The sequence below is a fragment of the Paracoccus contaminans genome (assembly GCF_002105555.1).
Lineage (GTDB): Bacteria > Pseudomonadota > Alphaproteobacteria > Rhodobacterales > Rhodobacteraceae > Paracoccus > Paracoccus contaminans.
Genome location: NZ_CP020612.1, coordinates 1636426 through 1654022, shown reverse-complemented (window position 1 = coordinate 1654022; position 17597 = coordinate 1636426). Strand labels below are relative to the sequence as shown.

The window sequence follows — 17597 nt, the reverse complement described above, 5'->3', positions numbered from 1 at the left end:
TCGCCTTGAGCTGTTCGTCGGCGCGGGCTTATTCCGGGTCGGTCCGGGAAAGCAACTGCTCGTCACAGGAAGCGACACGAAGAATGTTGGTCGATCCCGCGGTGTTGAAGGGAACCCCGGCCATGACGATGATCTTCTGCCGCGCATCGGCGAAATCGAACTCGACCGCGGCATGGGCGGCGTTGACGACCGCCTGCTTGAACCGTTCCAGTACCGGGGTCAGGACGCAGTGCGCCCCCCAGATCAGGCACATCTGCCGCAGGACCTGCGGTTCCGAAGTCATCGCGATGATCGGCACGCGCGGGCGTTCGCGTGCCACCAGGCGCACGGTCATCGAGGATTGGGTATAGGCGCAGATCGCCGCGACATCGGTCGTCTCGGCGATCTCGCGCCCGGCCAGGGCGATCGAATCGGCCACCGTGCTGCGGTTGGCGATGTTGCGCGAACTGTCGATGACCTCGCGATAGACCGGATCGCTCTCGACCGACCGGGCGACGCTGTCCATCGTGGCCACCGCCTCGACCGGATAGCGCCCGGCGGCGGATTCGGCCGACAGCATGACCGCATCCGCGCCCTCGTAGATGGCGGTCGCCACGTCCGACACCTCGGCCCGCGTGGGCATCGGGCTTTCGATCATCGATTCCAGCATCTGGGTCGCCACGATCACCGGCTTGGCCGAATGCCGGCAGGCGCGGACCAGCCGCTTCTGGATCGGGGGGACCGAATGGACGGGCAGCTCCACCCCCAGATCGCCGCGGGCGACCATGATCCCGTCCGACACCGCCAGGATGTCGGCAAAGCGTTCCACGGCCGCGGGCTTCTCGATCTTGGACAGGATCGCGGCGCGACCGCGCGCCAGGGCGCGGGCCTCGTCCACATCCTCGGGGCGCTGGACGAAGGACAGGGCCAGCCAGTCCACCCCCAGCGCGCAGGCGAATTCGAGATCGGCGCGGTCCTTGTCCGACAGCGCCGCCAGCGGCAGCACCACGTCGGGCACGTTCACGCCCTTGCGATCGGAAATGATCCCGCCGGTCGTCACCACGCAGTCGGCGAAACCGGTCCCGCAGGATTCGACCCGTAGGTGGATCTTGCCGTCATTGACCATCAGCCGCGCGCCCGGCTCGAGCGCGGCAAAGATTTCCGGGTGCGGCAGCTGCACGCGCTGCCCGTCCCCCGCAGCCGGGTCGAGATCAAAGCGGAACCGCTCGCCCGCCGCCAGCTCGTGCGGGCCGGCCGCAAAGACGCCCACCCGCAGCTTGGGCCCCTGCAGGTCGGCCAGGATGCCGATCGGGCGGCCGGCCTCTGCCTCGACCGCGCGGATGATGTCATAGCGCGCCTTCTGTTCGGCCTGGGTGCCATGGCTCATGTTCAGCCGGAACACATCCGCGCCGGCATGGAACAACGCCCGGATCACCCCGATATCGGACGATGCGGGGCCGAGCGTCGCCACGATCTTGACATTGCGGTGCCGTCTCATCCGAACCTCGTTCCCTGGGCCTGCTGATGGCCACTGTTTGCGCTATCGTTAAACGGCATCCGGCAGGCGGGGGCAACTGGCGCCGGCACAGGCTGGGCATTATAAACATCCCCGCAATGGATGACGACGCCATGACATGTCCGCCCGATGCGCCTGCCTTCGCCGCCGAGGGCGAGGCGCGCCCCGCGCGCTGGCTGGTGACATGCGATCACGCGACCAACCGGGTTCCGCCTTGGGTGAACGGGGGCGATCTGGGCATCGCGGCTGCCGACATGGCGCGCCACATCGCCTATGACGTGGGCGCGCTGGGCCTCGCACGGGCGCTGGCCGCGCGGCTGGATGCGCCGGCGGTCTGGGCGGATTTTTCGCGCCTCGTCATCGACCCGAACCGGGGCGAGGATGATCCGACGCTGCTGATGCGGCTTTATGACGGCACGGTGATCCCTGCCAACCGGAACGCGGATGCGGCCGAACGGGAACGGCGGCTGGAGCGGCTGCACCGCCCCTATCATCGGGCGCTTGCGCGGCTGGCCGCGGCCCATCCGGCCCGCGCCATCTGCGCCATCCACAGCTTCACCCCCCAGTTGCGCGGGCGCCCGCCGCGCCCCTGGGCGGTGGGCATCCTCTATTCCCACAGGGACGAACGGCTCGGCCCGGCGATGGTGGCAGCCTGCCGGGCGCAGGGTTGGGTCACGGGCGACAACCAGCCCTATAACGGCCATCTGGATGGCGATTCGATCGACCGGCACGCCCTGGCGCAGGGCCGGCCCAATGTGCTGATCGAGGTAAGGAACGACCTGATCGCCGACCAAGGCGGCCAGCAGGCCTGGGCCGACCGACTGGCCCCGGTGCTCGAAGGGGTGCTGGCCGGCAGCGGCCTCTAACAGCCGGCCCCGCGGCGCTAGATGCCGCGCATCAGCGCCGGGATCTCGGCGGGCAGCTCGCGCGCCAGGAAACCCATCAGCCCCATGCGCTCGGTCAGGCGCCGCCCGGCCTCTCCGTGCAGCCAGACGCCCCAGCAGGTCGCCTCCCACGCGGGCAGGCCGCGGGCGCACAGGCCGGCGATGATGCCGGTCAGAACGTCGCCCGACCCGCCGGTGGCCAGCCCGATGCCGCCGCCGCCATAGATGACCGCCTCGCCGTCCGGGCTGGCGATGACCGTGGTCGATCCCTTGATCAGCAGCACCGCGTTCAGACGGCGGGCATAGTCGGCCGCGACTTCCTCGCGCCGGTTCTCGATGTCGTCGGCCTCAAGGCCGGTCAGCTGCGCCATCTCGCCCACATGCGGGGTCAGGATCGCGCCGCCCGGCAGCCCCGCCACCGCATCATGCAGCCCGCCCGCACCGCAGATCGCCGCCGCATCAAGGATCACCAGCCCCTCGACCGCAGGCAGGATCGCGGCCAGCAGCCCGGCCGCCGCCTCGTTCGAGGCCATCGCCGGCCCGATCACCAGACAGTCGCAGCCGTCCATCCTGTCGATCAGCCCGCCGGGGCCGGCAATCTCGCCCTCGTCCGAAACGGGCAGGGCAAAGACGCCCGATTCGGGCATGGCCATGCCGGTGGGCACCGCCAGCGGTTCGGGCACCGCGATCTGGACCTTGCCGGCGCCGGCGCGGAACGCGGCCTCGGCGGTCAGCACCAGCCCGCCGGGCACGGTCAGCGAACCGCCCACCAGCAGCACCCGCCCGCGCGCGTTCTTGTCGGTGCCCTCGGGATGGACCGGCAGCGGATGGGCACGCAGCCAGGCGGCATCCAGAACCGCGCTCAACCCCGCGTTCCCACGATGGGGTCAGGCTTGCGCGTGACGGGGGTGGCCTCGGCCTCCATCGGGGCGGTGACGTTATAGCGGATCAACTGCATCTCTCCGTCGCTGCCTTCGGCTGCGTGCCATTCGTATTCAGTGATCGAGCAGTTGGCGACATCCTTTTCCCGGTCGATGGCAAGGATTTCCTGTTCGGTCAGGCCCTCGATCACATAGCGCAGGCACAGGACCACGACCTGATGGGCGACGATCATCACCCGGCAGCCGCTGTGATGCAGCGCGACCGTGTCCATCAGGGCCCGCAGGCGGAAGATCACGTCGCACCAGCTCTCGCCCCCGGCGGGCGGTGATAGAACTTGCCGAGGCTCTCGCGCAGTTCGGCCTGCTGGGGAAAATCGGCGCGGATGCCCCTGCCGGTCAGCCCGTCGAGGATGCCGAACTCCTTTTCCCGCAACCGCTCGTCCAGATGGATGCGGGTGCCGGGGGGGCAGCCGCCGGCCTCGCGGAACAGCCGGGCGGTTTCCTGCGCCCGGATATAGGGCGAACACAGGATCACGTTCGGGCGCCCCTCCTCGTTCCCTTCGGCGAACCAGCGGCCCAGCGCGCCCGCCTGCTCGCGCCCCAGGGGGGACAGGGGCACGTCCACGTCGCGGCCCGTCAGTTCGATTCGGGCCAGTCCCTGCTGATAGGCCGCGTCGCGGGCGACGTTGCCGGCGCTTTCGCCGTGCCGGACGATCCACAGCCGCGCGGGCCATCTGTCGGTCATGTCTGCTGCTCCCTCATGCGCGGGGGCAATGCGCGGCGGGGCCGGGCGGTTTCACAGAAAGCTCTGCGGATCGATATCCACCGACAGGCGCAGATTCGCCGGCGCCCTGGGCGCGCCTGCCAACCAGGCGGCAATCGCCGATTGCACCGGCGCCTGGCGTGGCGCGCGCACCAGCATCCGCATGCGGTAACGCCCCCGCACGCGGGCGATGGGCGCGGGCGCGGGGCCGAACAGTTCGGCCCCGATCTCGCGCAGCGGCGCAGCCAGGCGGGAAAGCGCGGCGGCATGAGCCTCGACCACCGCCTGATCGGGATGGGACAGGATGATCCCGGCCAGGCGCGAAAAGGGCGGCATCTGCGCGGCGCGGCGAGCGCCGGCCTCGGCATCCCAGAACCGCTCGTCCTCGCCCGACAGGATCGCACGGATCACCGGATGGTCGGGCTGGTGCGTCTGCAGCAGCGCAAGGCCGCGCTGATCCCCCGCGCCGGCCTGCGCGAACCGCCCGGCCCGGCCCGCCACCTGCCGCATCAGCTGGAACGAACGTTCCGCCGCGCGCAGGTCCGCGCCCTGCAGGCCCAGATCGGCGTCGATCACCCCCACCAGCGTCAGCAGCGGAAAGTTGTGCCCCTTGGCGACCAGCTGGGTGCCGATGATGATGTCGGCGCCCCCGCCCGCAATGCTGGCGATGGTGTCCTTGATCGCGCGGGCCGAGGTGAACAGGTCCGAGGACAGCACCACCGCGCGGGCGCCGGGAAAGCGTTCGGCGACCTCCTCGCCCAGCCGCTCGACGCCGGGGCCGACGGCGGCCATCTTGCCCTCGACCCCGCAGGCCGGGCAGGCGGTGGGCACGGGTTTGCTCGCCCCACACTGGTGGCACACCAGGCGTTTGAGGAACCTGTGTTCCACCATCCGCGCATCGCAATCGTCGCAGCCGACCTGATGCCCGCAGGCGCGGCAGGTGGTGATGGGCGCATAGCCGCGCCGGTTGAGGAACAGCAGCGACTGTTCCCCCCGGCCCAGCCGCTGATCGACCGCCCCCGCAAGCGTGGGCGAGATCCAGCGCCCCGATGGCATGTCCTCGGCCCGCAGGTCGATCGTGCCCATCTGCGGCAGCTCTGCCTCGCCATAGCGCGACCGCAGGTCCAGCCGCCCATACTTGCCCGCGGCCACGTTCACCCAGCTTTCGACCGATGGCGTGGCCGAGGCCAGCACCACCTGCGCCCCCTCGATGCTGGCGCGCAGCACGGCCATGTCGCGGGCGTTGTAATAGACCGTCTCGTCCTGCTTGTAGGAACCGTCGTGTTCCTCGTCGACGACGATCAGCCCCAGGTCGCGGAACGGCAGGAACAGGGCCGAGCGGGCGCCGACGACCATGCCCACCTCGCCGCGCCCGGCCATGTGCCACAGGCGGCGGCGCTCAGTGCGGGTGATGCCGCTGTGCCATTCGCCGGGCCGCGCGCCGAAACGCGCCTCGACACGGGTCAGGAACTCGGCCGACAGGGCGATTTCCGGCAGCAGGACCAGCGCCTGCCGCCCCTGCCGCAGACATTCGGCAACGGCTTCCAGATAGACCTCGGTCTTGCCCGACCCGGTGACGCCGCGCAGCAGCGTGGTGCCATAGGCCCCGCCGCGGATGCCCGCGCGCAGCGCATCCGCCGCCGCCGCCTGGTCGGGCGCCAGCGGCTTGCCCGGCCGGGCCGGGTCCAGCCGCGGGAACGGCAGGTCCACGGGCGCGGCGGTTTCCACCAGCGTGCCCGCCGCGACCAGCCCCCTGACGACCGACAGCCCGACGCCCGCCAGCTGCGCCAGCTCGGACGGAGCAAAGCCCGCCCCGCCGTGATCGGCGATCACGCGCAGCACCGCGCCGCGGGCCTCGGTCATGCGCGCGGGGGCCGGGCCGGCAAGGTGGACCAGCCGCCGTTCTGCCGCCGGGCGGTCGAGATCGGGGGCGCGCAGCGCCATGCGCAGCATGACCGGCAGCGGTGTCAGCGTGTATTCGGCGGCGCGGCCCAGAAATTCGACCATCCCCGGCGTCAGCGGGGCCGCGTCCACCAGCCCGGCGACAGGTCGCAGCCTTGCGGCGTCGAACTCCCCCTGCCCTTCGCCCCAGACCGCCCCCATCACCCGGCGCGGGCCCAGGGGCACGATCACCAGCTGCCCCAGAACGACGCCGCCCTCGGGGGCGAGGTAATCCAGCAGCCCGACGGGCTCGGTCGTCAACACGCCGATGCGGGCGCCCTGGGGAAAACGGGTGAGCATCGGGGTGATGTGGCGCGGCGGGGGGCGGGGGTCAACGGCCCGCTGCGGTTCAGGGGCAAACGGGGGCATGCCGCGGTCATCCCCCGGCCCTGCCCTGGGCCTCGCGCGGGCCGCGTCGGGTTCCCAAGGCAGGCAGGCCCGCCACAAGCTGCCGCCCCGTTACTGCGGGGCGGACAGCGCGGGTGCCGTGCTGGGGCCGCGGCATGGCCGAGAACAGCAGGCGCCGCCCCTTCCCCCCTCGGCATGGCACCGCGCGCAGATGGCCTGCCGCCGGCCGCGGGCAGGGCGCATGGCAGGTGCTGCCCCTGCCGCCTGCCCCCGCGCATCAGGGCCAGTCCGCCGGCCGGGGCGGCAAGGCGGTCATGCCGCCCGTCAAGCCAGGCCGCAGCCTGGGCCGGCCAAGGCGCAGGCGGAAAGGGGCGCGTGCCCTGCCCCGCGCGGCCCGCCACAGCCCATCCGCCCCCCGCAACGCAGCGCCGGAACGGAAAGCCGCCCTTGCGGCGACGATGCCCTGCGCCCCCGCCCCCCGCACCCGCTCCTCGTCCCTGCCCGGCAGGCCCGCCCATGCCCGCCTTGCCGCCCCCGCCCCCGCCGCGCTATCCCCCCGGAAACGAGGGAGAGCCGGATGCCGTCACGCGCCACCCGAACGCCCGGCCTTTTCGGCCGGTTGTGGCGCGATTACCTGCGCCGCTATTGGCCGCGCATGGGGCTGGCCACGGTGCTGATGGTGATCGAAGGCTCGACCCTCGCGGTTCTCAGCTGGATGCTCAGGCCGCTGTTCGACCGGGTATTCGTGGGCCGCGACACCGGCGCCATGTGGTGGGTGGGCGGCGCGATCCTGGGGTTGTTCCTGGTTCGCGCCTGCACCTATGTCATCACCCGCGCGATCCTCACTTCCGTCCAGCAGGGCGTTGCCAGCCGGATGCAGACCGACCTGCTGCGCCACATCCTGACGCTGGACGGCAGCTTCTTTCAGGCCAACCCGCCCGGCGCGCTGATCGAGCGCGTCCAGGGCGACACGCTGGCGATCAAGTCGATCTGGACCAGCTTCATCACCGGGGCGGGGCGGGATGCGGTATCGCTGGTGGCGCTGTTCGGGGTGGCCGTGGGGACCGATCCTGAATGGACGGCCATCGCGCTGGTCGGCGCGCCTTTGCTGATCGTCCCCACCGCGCTGGTCCAGCGCTATATCCGCCGCAAGACGCGGGCAAACCGGATCGCCGCCTCGGCCCGCGCCACCCGCCTTGACGAGGTGCTGCACGGCATCGGGGCGGTGCGGCTGAACCGGATGGAGGATTACCAGACCGACCGCTTTGCCCGCGTCGTGACCGCCATCCAGCAATCGGAAACCAAGATGAGCGCCGTCACCGCCATGGTTCCGGCGCTGATCGACATCGTGACGGGCCTGGGCTTTGTCGGCGTGATGGCGGTGGGCGGGGCCGAGGTGACCAGCGGCGAGCGCACGGTGGGCGAGTTCATGTCGTTCTTCACCGCGCTGTCGCTGGCCTTCCAGCCGCTGCGGCGGCTGGGCGGGCTGGCGGGGGGCTGGCAGACGGCCGCCGCCTCGCTCGAACGGATCTATGCGATCTTCGACACCACTCCCACCATCCGGTCCGGGCCGCGGACCCGGCCGCCCGCCGATACCACCATCCGGCTCGAGGACGTGCATCTGGCCTATGACGGCCATCCTGTCCTGCGCGGCCTGACCTTTACCGCCCGCGCGGGGCAGACGACCGCGCTGGTCGGCCCATCGGGGGCGGGCAAGTCCACGGTGTTCAACCTGCTCACGCGGATGGTGGACCCCGATGCCGGGGCCGTCACCCTGGGGGGCGTGCCGGTGGCCGATTATGACCTGGGCACGCTGCGCGACCAGTTTTCCACCGTCAGCCAGGATTCGGCGCTGTTCGATGAATCGCTGCGCCAGAACATCGTGCTGGGCCGGTCCGTCCCCCAGCAACGCCTGCGCGCCGCCGTCACCGCGGCCCATGTAGCCGATTTCGCCGATGCCCTGCCCGCCGGGCTGGATACCCCGGCCGGCCCGCGCGGATCGGCCCTGTCGGGCGGCCAGCGCCAGCGTGTCGCCATCGCCCGCGCGCTGCTGCGCGATGCCCCCGTGCTGCTGCTGGACGAGGCGACCAGCGCGCTGGACGCGGCATCCGAACGCCTGGTGCAGCGGGCGCTGGACGAATTGTCGGCCGGCCGCACCACGCTGGTGATCGCGCACCGCCTGTCCACCATCCGCGCCGCCGACAGCATCGTCGTGATCGAGGCGGGGCGGGTTGTCGAACAGGGCACCCATGACCAGCTTATGGCGGCGAACGGCGCCTATGCGGCGCTGGTGCGGCTGCAATTCGGACAGGGGGCGAAAGGCGACTAGATGCGGACCATCCTGCGCGTGACCGGACCGGACCGGACGGATTTCCTGCAAGGCCTGGTGACGAACGACATCAGCCGCGCGCCGGTCTGGGCGGCGCTTCTGACGCCGCAGGGGAAATACCTCGCCGATTTCCTGATCGTCCCCGAGGGCGAATCGCTGCTGATCGACGTGGACGAACGGCTGGCGGACGACCTGCTGCGCCGCCTGTCGATGTATCGCCTGCGCGCCGATGTGCGGATCGAACGCACCGCCCTGACCGTCGCCCGCGGCACTGGCCCCGCCCCAAAGGGCGCGATCCCCGACCCGCGGCATCCGGCGCTGGGCTGGCGGCTATACGGCGCGCAGGGCGATGACGGCACCGACTGGGACGCGATCCGCATTGCCCATACCATCCCCGAAACCCTCGTCGAACTGATCCCCAACGAAACCTTCATCCTCGAGGCCGGATTCGAGCGGCTCAACGGCGTCGATTTCCGCAAGGGCTGCTATGTGGGCCAGGAGGTGACGGCGCGGATGAAGCACAGGACCGAACTGCGCAAGGGGCTGGTCAGCGTGGATGTTGCGGGCGAGGCCCCGCCCGGCACTTCCATCCTGACCGCCGACGGGCGCGAGGCGGGCGTGCTTTACACGCAAGGCGGGGGGCGCGGGATCGCGCATCTGCGCTTTGACCGGGCAGGCGCCGGCCTCAACGCGGCGGGCGCGGCAGTCACATGGACCGATGCCCGGCCCTGATTCCCAGGGCGGCCCCGGCAACCCCGCGGGCTGCTGCATGGCCGAGGGCCGCGCCGGCGGCCCCGTTCCCGGAACGCTGCCCCCGAGGGCGCGCAAGGCAAGGAATGCGGCCCGGCCAGCCCGGCAGCGCCCCCTGCGGCGGGCGCGCCGGCCCCGGTGCGCCGCATCGTTCATATCGACATGGACGCCTTTTTCGCCAGCGTCGAGCAGCGCGACAACCCCGAGCTGCGGGGCAGGCCGGTGGCGGTCGGCGGATCGTCCCTGCGCGGCGTCGTCGCCGCCGCCAGCTACGAGGCGCGCGCCTTCGGGGTGCGCTCGGCCATGCCATCGGTGCGGGCCGCGCGGCTGTGCCCGGACCTGATCTTCGTCAAGCCGCGCTTCGAGGTCTACAAGGCGGTCAGCGCCCAGATCCGCGACATCTTCGCCCGCTTCACCCCGCTGATCGAGCCGCTGTCGCTGGACGAGGCCTATCTGGACCTGACCGATCACCTGGATGGACGCACCGCGACAGGGATCGCCCGCGAGATCCGCGCCCTGATCCGGGCCGAAACGGGGCTGACCGCCTCGGCCGGGGTCAGCTACAACAAGTTCCTGGCCAAGCTCGCGTCCGACCAGCGCAAGCCCGACGGGCTGTTCGTCATCCCGCCCGAGGCGGGCGCGGCCTATGCCCAGTCTTTGCCCATCGGCCGCTTTCACGGCGTCGGCCCCGCCACGGCGGCGCGGATGGAGCGGCACGGCATCCGCACCGGCGCCGACCTGCACCGGCAGAGCCTTGAATTTCTGACCGCGACCTTCGGCAAGGCCGGGCCGCATTACTGGAACATCGCCCGCGGCATCGACGATCGCCCGGTGCGCCCAGACCGGACGCGCAAGTCGATCGGGGCCGAGACGACCTTTTCCGCCGACATCTTCGACCCCCAGACCGCGGCCGAGGCGCTGGAGCCGCTGGCCGCGAAGGTCTGGCGCCATGCCCAGCCGCGCGGGGCCAGCGGGCGCACGGTGACGCTCAAGGCCAAATACACCGATTTCCGCATCGTCACCCGCGCCCGTTCCCTGCCCCATCCGGTCATGTCCCAGCAGGCCCTGCTGGCCGAGGCGGCGGCCCTGATCCCGCAGGTGCTGCCCGACCCGCGGGGGGTGCGGCTGCTGGGGATCACCCTGTCGGCGCTGTGCCCGCTGCCGCAGGCGCCCGCGCCGCGGCAACTGGATCTGTTCGGCTGACCTTGCGGCCGGGCGCGGCTTGACCTCTAGCTGGCGCGACACCCCTGAAAGGGACCGATCATGCAAGGACGCGATCGTGCGCTGGCGCTGCTGGTGCCGGTGCTGTGGGGGCTGAACTTTCCGGCAACCGCGCTGATGCTGGACCATTATCCGCCGCTGCTGGGGGTGGCGCTGCGATTCCTGCTGCTGGCGGTTCCCACGGTCCTTCTGGTGCCGCGGCCCGCCATTCGCCTGCGCTGGCTGATCCTGACGGGGCTTGGCCTGGGGGTGCTGCAGTTCGGCTTTCTCTATGGCGCGATCGTGGCGGGGATGCCGGCGGGGCTGGCCTCGCTGGTGCTGCAATCCTCGGCGCCCTTCACGATCATCCTGGCGATGCTGCTGCTGGGCGAGCGGCAAAGCCGGCGGCAGGCGGCTGGCATCGCGCTGTCGGTGCTGGGGCTGGCGCTGATCGGGCTGGTGCGCGCGCGCAGCGCGGCATGGTGGCCGGTCGCGCTGACGCTGATGGCGGGCCTTGGCTGGGCGGTGGGCAATATCGGCGCGCGCCTTGCCCGCCCGCCCAAGCCGCTGCACCTGACGCTGTGGATGTCCGTCATCCCGCTGGCCCCGATGTTCCTGCTGTCCTTTCTGTTCGAACGGGACCGCATCCTCCCCGCGCTGGGCACCGCGCTCACGCGCGCGGCGCTGCCGGCGGATCTGGGGCTGCTGTATATCGTGATTTTCGCCTCGCTGATCGGATACGGCATCTGGACAACGCTGATGTCGCGCTATCCGGCCAGCCAGGTGGCCCCCTGGTCGATGCTGGTGCCGGTGGTGGGGGTGCTGTCGTCCTGGCTCGTCCTTGGCGAAAGGCCCCATCCGGCCGAACTGGCAGCCGGCCTGCTGGTCATCGCGGGCGTGCTGATGGCCTCGCGCCCGCCCCGGTCCGGCACGGCCTGAGAAGGGCGCGGAAAAAGCCTGCCTTCTTTTGCAACCTTGTGACCGGCAGGACGTTGGATCAAGTCGCGCAGAAAGCGGCTGCCTGTCACACTATATTCACATTCAGGCAGGACGCTGGGCAACGACAGACATGCCCGCTTGCATGCACTGCATGGCTGCCTTGCGGAAGCAGGGATAACGAATCACCTGATGCTGGGGCTAGACCGCTCAGACACCCGATCAGGGCAAAGACAAGGGTCCGGTGACCCGGCCACGATTTTTTTTCGGGGCTTGTGACGGGAAGACTTCATGCGTGACTTTGTGGACGGCTCTGCATTCAACTTCGAACAAGGCCAGCGCGCCCGCAAGCTCTTTGCCGCCGTCGTGCTGGCCGCGCTGGACGATGCGATTGCAGACGACAAGAAATACGGCAATGGCGCGGAACAGATCGCTCGCTGGGCCCGCTCGCGCGACGGGCGCGAGGTGCTGAGCTGCGCGGGCATCGATCCGAACGAGCGGGTGGTGAAGGGCCTGGTCGAATTCGTGTCCAAGGGGGTGCGCACCTCGGTCGCGCTCTCGCGCGAGGAAAGCGAACGGCGCATGGCCGCCGAGGCCGACGAGGCCGAAGCCGCCTGATCCCTCCCGTCGGCCTGACCACCGCCTGGCAGGCCGTAGCTGTGACCGAGAAGGACGGGCCGCAACAGCCCTGCCCGACATCCGGGCCGCCCTGCCGCAGGGCGGCCCTTGGCCTTACTGCATCAGCCGCAGCACCAGCGGCGCCAGCACCGCCGTGAGGATCGCGTTCAGCCCCATGCCGATGGCGGCAAAGGCGCCCGCCGTGGGGTGGACCTGCAAGGCGCGGGCCGTGCCGATGCCATGCGCGGCGGTTCCCACGGCCAGCCCCCTCGCCCGCCAGTCGCGCACGCCCAGCAGGTTCAGGAAGGGCGTGACAACCATCGCGCCGAAGATGCCGGTGCACAGCACCAGCACCGCGGCCAAGGTGGGCTGCCCGCCCAGCCGTTCGGCAATGCCGATGGCGACAGGGGCGGTGGTGGATTTGGGCACCAGCGAGGCCAGCACCTCAGGCCCCGCGCCCAGCGCCCGCGCGATCACCAGCGCCGACACCATCGCCGCCAGCGACGCCGCCACCAGCCCGGCCGCGATCGGCAACAGCGCGCGCCGCATCCGCGGCAGGTTGTCCTGCATCGGCAGGGCCAGGGCCACCGTCGCGGGTCCGAGCATGAAGTGGACGAACTGCGCCCCCTCGAAATAGGTCGCGTAATCCGTTCCCGTCGCCGCCAGCAGCGTCCCCAGCAGGGCGACGGCGATCATCACCGGATTGGCCCAGCTCTGCCGTCCTGTCGCGCGATAGCAGGCATCGCCCAGGGCATAGGCCGCCAGCGTTGCCGTCAGCCACAGCAGCGGCCCCTGCGTCAGATAGGCCCAGATCACCGCCGGATCAGCCTTCATCGGCGTTCCCCGTCAGCCGCGCCACCGCGGCAAAGGCCAGCGCCCCGGCCGCCAGCGCCAGCAGCGTCGATCCGGCGATGGCCAGCGCCAGCGCCGCCCCATGGGTCCGCAGCACCGGCAGATGCGCGATCACCCCCACCCCGGCAGGAACAAAGAACAGCGAAAGCTGCGCCAGCAGACCGCTCATCACCGCGCGCAGCCGATCGACCAGCCCCGGCCACAGCCGGAACGCGCCCAGCAGCAGAACCAGCCCCGTCACCGGGCCGGGCAGCGGCAGGCCCGACGCGCGCGCGATGACTTCGCCGGCCAGCTGAAAACCTAAGAGTATCAGAACTGCGATGATCATGCCCCGCAGTCTGCCGCGAAACCGCGCGGGGCGAAAGGCGGGCCGGGCCGCCCTGGGCCGCAGACGGCAGCCGCCGCCGGAATCCGCCCGGCCCGTGCCGCATGGGGGCGGTTTCGTTGACTTGCCCGCCGCCCGGCCCGACACTGCGCGCCGATTTCCCTCTGCCGGATGCCTCATGCGCTTTGACCGCCTTCGCCTCAACGGTTTCAAAAGCTTCGTCGATCCGGCCGAGCTTGTGATCCGCGAGGGGCTGACCGGCATCGTCGGCCCGAACGGCTGCGGCAAGTCCAACCTGCTGGAGGCGATCCGCTGGGTCATGGGCGAAAGCCGCCCGACGGCGATGCGCGGCGCGGGCATGGAGGATGTGATCTTTGCCGGCACCACCCGCCGTCCCGCCCGCGCCCATGCCGAGGTGACGCTGGCCGTCGACAACCGCCGGCGGCTGGCCCCGGCGGGCTTCAACGACGCCGACAGGCTGGACATCACCCGCCGCATCACCCGCGATGGGGGATCGGTCTATCGCATCAACGGGCGCGAGGTGCGGGCGCGCGACGTGCAGATGCTGTTCGCGGATGCATCAAGCGGGGCGCAGTCGCCCGCTCTGGTCCGGCAGGGGCAGATCGCCGAGCTCATCAATGCGCGCCCGGCCGCGCGGCGGCGCATCCTCGAAGAGGCGGCGGGGATCGGCGGGCTTTACCAGCGCCGCCACGAGGCGGAACTGAAACTGTCGGGGGCCGCGGCCAATCTGGCGCGGGTGGATGACCGGCTGGAACAGCTCGGCGCGCAGGCGGCGGCGCTGACGCGGCAGGCGCGCAGCGCGGCGCGCTATCGCGAGATCGGCGCGGCGCTGCGCGCGGCCGAACGCGCGGCGCTGTGGCGGCGCTGGTCCGATGCCGCGGCGGCGCTGGAGGAAGCCTCGGACGCGCTGGCCGCCGCCCGGTCCGCCGCGCTGCGCAGCCAGGTCGGCGCGCAGCGCGCGGCCGGGCTGCGGGCAGCGGCCGAGGCCGCCCTGCCCCCCTTGCGTGACGAGGAAGCGATCGCCGCCGCCCTTGCCGCCCGCGCCGCCGCCGAGGCCGAGGCGCTGGACGAGGCCGGCGCGCAGGCCAGCGCGGCGATCGATGCGCTGTCCGCCCGTCTTGCCGAACTGGACCGGGACATCGCGCGCGAGACGGCGCTGAACCGCGATGCGGCCGAGGCGGCGGCGCGGCTTGGCCATGAGCGGGCGGAACTGGAACGGGCACAAGCCGGGCACGAGGATCGCCTTGCCGCCGCAGAGACCGGCGCAGAGGAGGCCGGCGCCGCGCTGCGCGCGATCGAGGCGCGCCTTGGCGATGCGGCGGATGAGGCCGCCCGGCTGGCCGCGCGCCACCAGTCGGCCGATCGGCTCGCCTCGGACCTGCGGGCCATGGGCGCGCGGGCCGAAGGCGCGCGGAACGAGGCCGGGCGGGCTGCTGATGGCGCCGATGCCGCCTCGGCTGCCGCCCGCGCGGCGCTGGCCGAGGCGGGCGCAGCCCAGGGCCGCGCCCAGGCCGCCGCCGCCGAGGCCGAGGCCCGACTGGCCGCCGCCGAGGCGAGCCGGACCAGCGCCGCCGCCGCCGAGACAGCCGCCCGCACCGCCCGCGCCGCCGCCCAGGGCGAGGCGGGCGCGCTGGAGGCCGAACGCGCCGCGCTGGAGCGGCTGGTCCAGCGCAGGCGCGCCGGCGGGGGCGCGCTGCTGGACGCCCTGAGCGTTGCGCCCGGCCATGAACGGGCGCTGGGGGCCGCGCTTGGCGATGACCTGCGGTTGCCCGTCCGCGACGGGGGCGCAGGCACAAGGGCGGGCTGGCGCCTGCTGCCGCCGCTCGAGAAGGCCGCGCCCCTGCCGCAGGGCGTCACGACGCTGGCCGATCACGTCGCCGCGCCCCCTGCCCTGGCGCGGCGGCTGGCCCAGACCGGCCTTGCCGCCGATGCCGCCGCCGCCAGCGCATTGCAGCCGGCGCTGCGCCCCGGACAGCGGCTCGTGACGCCCGCGGGCGATCTGGTCCGCTGGGACGGGCTGGTGGTGCCGGCCGATCAGGCGGCCTCGGCCGCGGCGCTGCATCTGCAGCAGGTCAACCGCCTTGCCGGGCTGGGCGCCGAGGCCCAGGCGGCGCAAGCGCGCGCGGATGCGGCCGCCGCGGCGCATGAGACAGCGCGCGCCGCGCTGGACATCGCCGCCGCGGCCGAGACGGCGGCCCGCGGGCATAGCCGCGCCGCCGAACGCGCGCTGGCCGAGGCGGTCCGCCGCGCGGCGGGGGCCGAAACCGCGCTCTCGCTGGCCACCGCGCGGGCCGAGGCGGCGCGGGCCGACCTGACGCGCCATGCCGCCGATGCCGCCGATGCGGCCAAGCGCCTGGCCGAGGCAGATGAGGCGCGGGCAGCCCTGCCCGATCTTGCCGCCGCGGCCGCCGCCGTCGACAGCGCAAGGCGCGGGGCCGAAGCGGCGCGCGCGGCCACCCTGACCCGGCGCGGCGCGCTCGACGAGCTGCGCCGCGAGGGCGCCGCCCGGGCAAGGCGGCTGCACGAGATCGCCCGCGAGGATGAGGGCTGGCGTGCGCGGCTGGATCAGGCGGACGGGCGCGCCGCCGAACTGGCGCGCCGCCGCGACGAGGCCGCCGCCGCCCTGGCCGAGGCCGAGGCGCGGCCCGCCATCCTGTCGGCGCGCCGCGCCGATCTGGGCCTGCGCGCGGCCGCGGCGGGGGCGCGGCTGGACAGCGCCCGCGCCGCGCTGGCCGATGCGGGGGCGGCGCTGTCATCGGCGCAGGCGGGCGAACGCGATGCCGAACGCGCCGCCGCCGATGCCCGTGCGGCACACGCCGCCTGCGAGGCTCGCGCCGAGGCCGCCGGCCATGCCGAAGCGCAGGCCGCCAGCCGCATCCGCGAGGCGACCGGCGAGACGCCGCAGGCGCTGGCCCGGCAGCTGGAGGATGGCGCAGCCCTGCCCCCCGCCGCGCGGATCGAAGGCGAGATCGCCCGCCTGCGCGCCGCGCGCGATGCCTTGGGGGCGGTGAACCTGCGCGCGGAGGAGGACAAGCGCGCGCTTGAGGACGAGCGCGCGCGCCTGGCCGCCGAAAAGGCCGATCTGGACGCCGCGATCCACAGGCTGCGCGCCGCGATCGGCAACCTGAACCGCGAGGGCCGCGAACGCCTGCTGGCCGCTTTCGAGCAGGTGAACACCGATTTCGGGGCGCTGTTCACCCATCTGTTCGGCGGCGGCGAGGCGCGGCTGGTGCTGGTCGAATCGGACGACCCGCTGGAAGCGGGGCTGGACATCCTCGCCCAGCCGCCGGGCAAGAAGCTGTCCACCCTGTCGCTTTTGTCGGGGGGCGAGCAGACGCTGACGGCGCTGGCGCTGATCCTTGCGGTCTTTCTGGGCACGCCCGCCCCGATCTGCGTGCTGGACGAGGTTGACGCCCCACTGGACGATGCCAATGTCGCCCGCTTCTGCGACCTGCTGGAGGAGATGCGCCGGCGCACCGACACGCGGTTCCTGGTGATCACCCATCACGGCGTGACGATGGCGCGCATGGACCGGCTGTTCGGCGTCACCATGGCCGAACAGGGGGTCAGCCAGCTGGTCAGCGTCGATCTGGAACGGGCCGGGGCGCTGGTGGCCTGACGGGGGCCTGACGGGGCGTGAGGGCGGCATGACCGGGATGCGTGAACCGGGGGCTTTCCGCCCCCGGACCCCCGAGGATATTTCCGTGCAGAAGAAGCCCGCTGTGGCCACCGCCCCCCGGCGGCGCTAGCCTGCGCGCGACCTGGCCAAGGAGCTGCCCCATGTCCATCGACGCCCGCCTGAGCGAACTGAACATCACCCTGCCGGCCGCGCCCGCACCCGCGGCCAATTACGTCCCGGCGGTGCAGTCGGGGAACCTGCTGTTCGTGTCAGGCCAGATCCCGGCCGGGCCGGAGGGGCTGATCCGGGGCCGGCTTGGCGCGGACATGGATGTGGCGGCGGGCGCGCAGGCCGCGCGGGCCTGCGGGCTTGCGCTGCTGGCGCAGGCCCGCGCGGCGCTTGGGTCGCTTGACCGAATCGCGCGGGTGGTCAAGCTGACCGGCTTTGTCGCCTCGACCCCCGATTTCACCGATCAGCCCGAGGTCGTGAACGGCTGTTCGGACCTGATGGTCGAGGTGTTCGGGGACAGAGGCCGCCACGCGCGCGCCGCCGTCAGCGCGCCCGCCCTGCCCCGCGGGGTCGCCGTCGAAGTCGAGGCCGTGTTCGAGATCGCCTGATCCTGAAGGAAGGAGCCG

Annotated in this window: 15 protein-coding genes; 8 read left to right on the top strand and 7 right to left on the bottom strand. The window is 72.4% G+C overall.

Translation table 11 applies throughout. The features are described 5' to 3' along the window. Positions 1 to 28: 28 nt before the first annotated feature. Entirely contained in the window at positions 29 to 1477 is a 1449-nt protein-coding gene (gene pyk / locus B0A89_RS07815; RefSeq protein WP_085377661.1) for a pyruvate kinase, read from the bottom strand. Between the two features lie 116 nt (positions 1478 to 1593). On the opposite strand from pyk, the gene B0A89_RS07810 reads away from it, so the two are divergent. Then, positions 1594 to 2361, top strand: coding sequence for an N-formylglutamate amidohydrolase (locus B0A89_RS07810; RefSeq protein WP_420814375.1), 768 nt, complete (start codon positions 1594 to 1596; stop codon positions 2359 to 2361). A gap of 17 nt (positions 2362 to 2378) precedes the next feature. Here the strand turns inward: B0A89_RS07810 and B0A89_RS07805 are convergent, their stop codons facing one another. The 4 genes from B0A89_RS07805 to B0A89_RS07795 are packed head-to-tail and all read right to left on the bottom strand — an operon-like array spanning position 2379 to position 6264. Further along, complete coding sequence (locus B0A89_RS07805) at positions 2379 to 3245, bottom strand: NAD(P)H-hydrate dehydratase (protein ID WP_085377660.1); 867 nt, start codon at positions 3243 to 3245, stop codon at positions 2379 to 2381. Further along, a complete protein-coding gene (locus tag B0A89_RS15380) occupies positions 3242 to 3556 on the bottom strand; it encodes a histidine phosphatase family protein (protein ID WP_205949819.1) in 315 nt (104 codons plus the stop codon). Before B0A89_RS15380 ends, B0A89_RS07805 begins: the two co-directional genes overlap by 4 nt. After that, on the bottom strand, positions 3553 to 4005 hold the full coding sequence (locus tag B0A89_RS15375) for a histidine phosphatase family protein (RefSeq protein WP_205949737.1): 453 nt from the start codon (positions 4003 to 4005) through the stop codon (positions 3553 to 3555). The genes B0A89_RS15380 and B0A89_RS15375 overlap by 4 nt, the downstream gene beginning before the upstream one ends. A gap of 51 nt (positions 4006 to 4056) precedes the next feature. Continuing rightward, positions 4057 to 6264 carry a primosomal protein N' gene (locus B0A89_RS07795; protein ID WP_085378827.1) on the bottom strand — a complete coding sequence of 736 codons (2208 nt, stop codon included), beginning with the start codon at positions 6262 to 6264 and terminating at the stop codon, positions 4057 to 4059. A 625-nt stretch (positions 6265 to 6889) separates the two neighbouring features. On the opposite strand from B0A89_RS07795, the gene B0A89_RS07790 reads away from it, so the two are divergent. The 5 genes from B0A89_RS07790 to B0A89_RS07770 all read left to right on the top strand — a co-directional run bounded on the left by B0A89_RS07790 (position 6890) and on the right by B0A89_RS07770 (position 12145). Further along, a complete protein-coding gene (locus tag B0A89_RS07790; protein ID WP_085377659.1) occupies positions 6890 to 8641 on the top strand; it encodes an ABC transporter ATP-binding protein in 1752 nt (583 codons plus the stop codon). Next, positions 8642 to 9373 carry a CAF17-like 4Fe-4S cluster assembly/insertion protein YgfZ gene (gene ygfZ, locus B0A89_RS07785; protein ID WP_085377658.1) on the top strand — a complete coding sequence of 244 codons (732 nt, stop codon included), beginning with the start codon at positions 8642 to 8644 and terminating at the stop codon, positions 9371 to 9373. A 156-nt stretch (positions 9374 to 9529) separates the two neighbouring features. Then, the gene (dinB, locus tag B0A89_RS07780) at positions 9530 to 10594 is read left to right on the top strand and encodes a DNA polymerase IV (RefSeq protein WP_240558452.1); all 1065 of its coding nucleotides are present in this window, start codon (positions 9530 to 9532) and stop codon (positions 10592 to 10594) included. Positions 10595 to 10654: 60 nt separating this feature from the next. After that, positions 10655 to 11530 (top strand): EamA family transporter, encoded by an 876-nt coding sequence (locus B0A89_RS07775; protein WP_085377656.1) that lies wholly within the window; start codon positions 10655 to 10657, stop codon positions 11528 to 11530. Between the two features lie 288 nt (positions 11531 to 11818). After that, positions 11819 to 12145: a DUF6280 family protein gene (locus B0A89_RS07770; RefSeq protein WP_085377655.1), complete on the top strand. Its 327-nt coding sequence runs from the start codon at positions 11819 to 11821 to the stop codon at positions 12143 to 12145. 114 nt (positions 12146 to 12259) lie between these two features. On the opposite strand, the gene B0A89_RS07765 is transcribed toward B0A89_RS07770, so the two are convergent. Both B0A89_RS07765 and B0A89_RS07760 read right to left on the bottom strand, forming a co-directional pair. Beyond that, positions 12260 to 12979, bottom strand: a complete 720-nt coding sequence (locus tag B0A89_RS07765) for an LrgB family protein (protein ID WP_085377654.1) — start codon at positions 12977 to 12979, stop codon at positions 12260 to 12262. Beyond that, positions 12969 to 13325 (bottom strand): CidA/LrgA family protein, encoded by a 357-nt coding sequence (locus B0A89_RS07760; protein ID WP_085377653.1) that lies wholly within the window; start codon positions 13323 to 13325, stop codon positions 12969 to 12971. The genes B0A89_RS07765 and B0A89_RS07760 overlap by 11 nt, the downstream gene beginning before the upstream one ends. A gap of 175 nt (positions 13326 to 13500) precedes the next feature. Here B0A89_RS07760 and smc point away from each other — a divergent pair, with 175 nt between their 5' ends. Together smc and B0A89_RS07750 are read left to right on the top strand one after the other, a co-directional pair. Then, entirely contained in the window at positions 13501 to 16962 is a 3462-nt protein-coding gene (gene smc, locus B0A89_RS07755; RefSeq protein ID WP_085377652.1) for a chromosome segregation protein SMC, read from the top strand. A 161-nt stretch (positions 16963 to 17123) separates the two neighbouring features. Beyond that, positions 17124 to 17579 (top strand): RidA family protein, encoded by a 456-nt coding sequence (locus tag B0A89_RS07750; RefSeq protein WP_085377651.1) that lies wholly within the window; start codon positions 17124 to 17126, stop codon positions 17577 to 17579. The last annotated feature ends 18 nt before the right edge of the window (positions 17580 to 17597 follow it).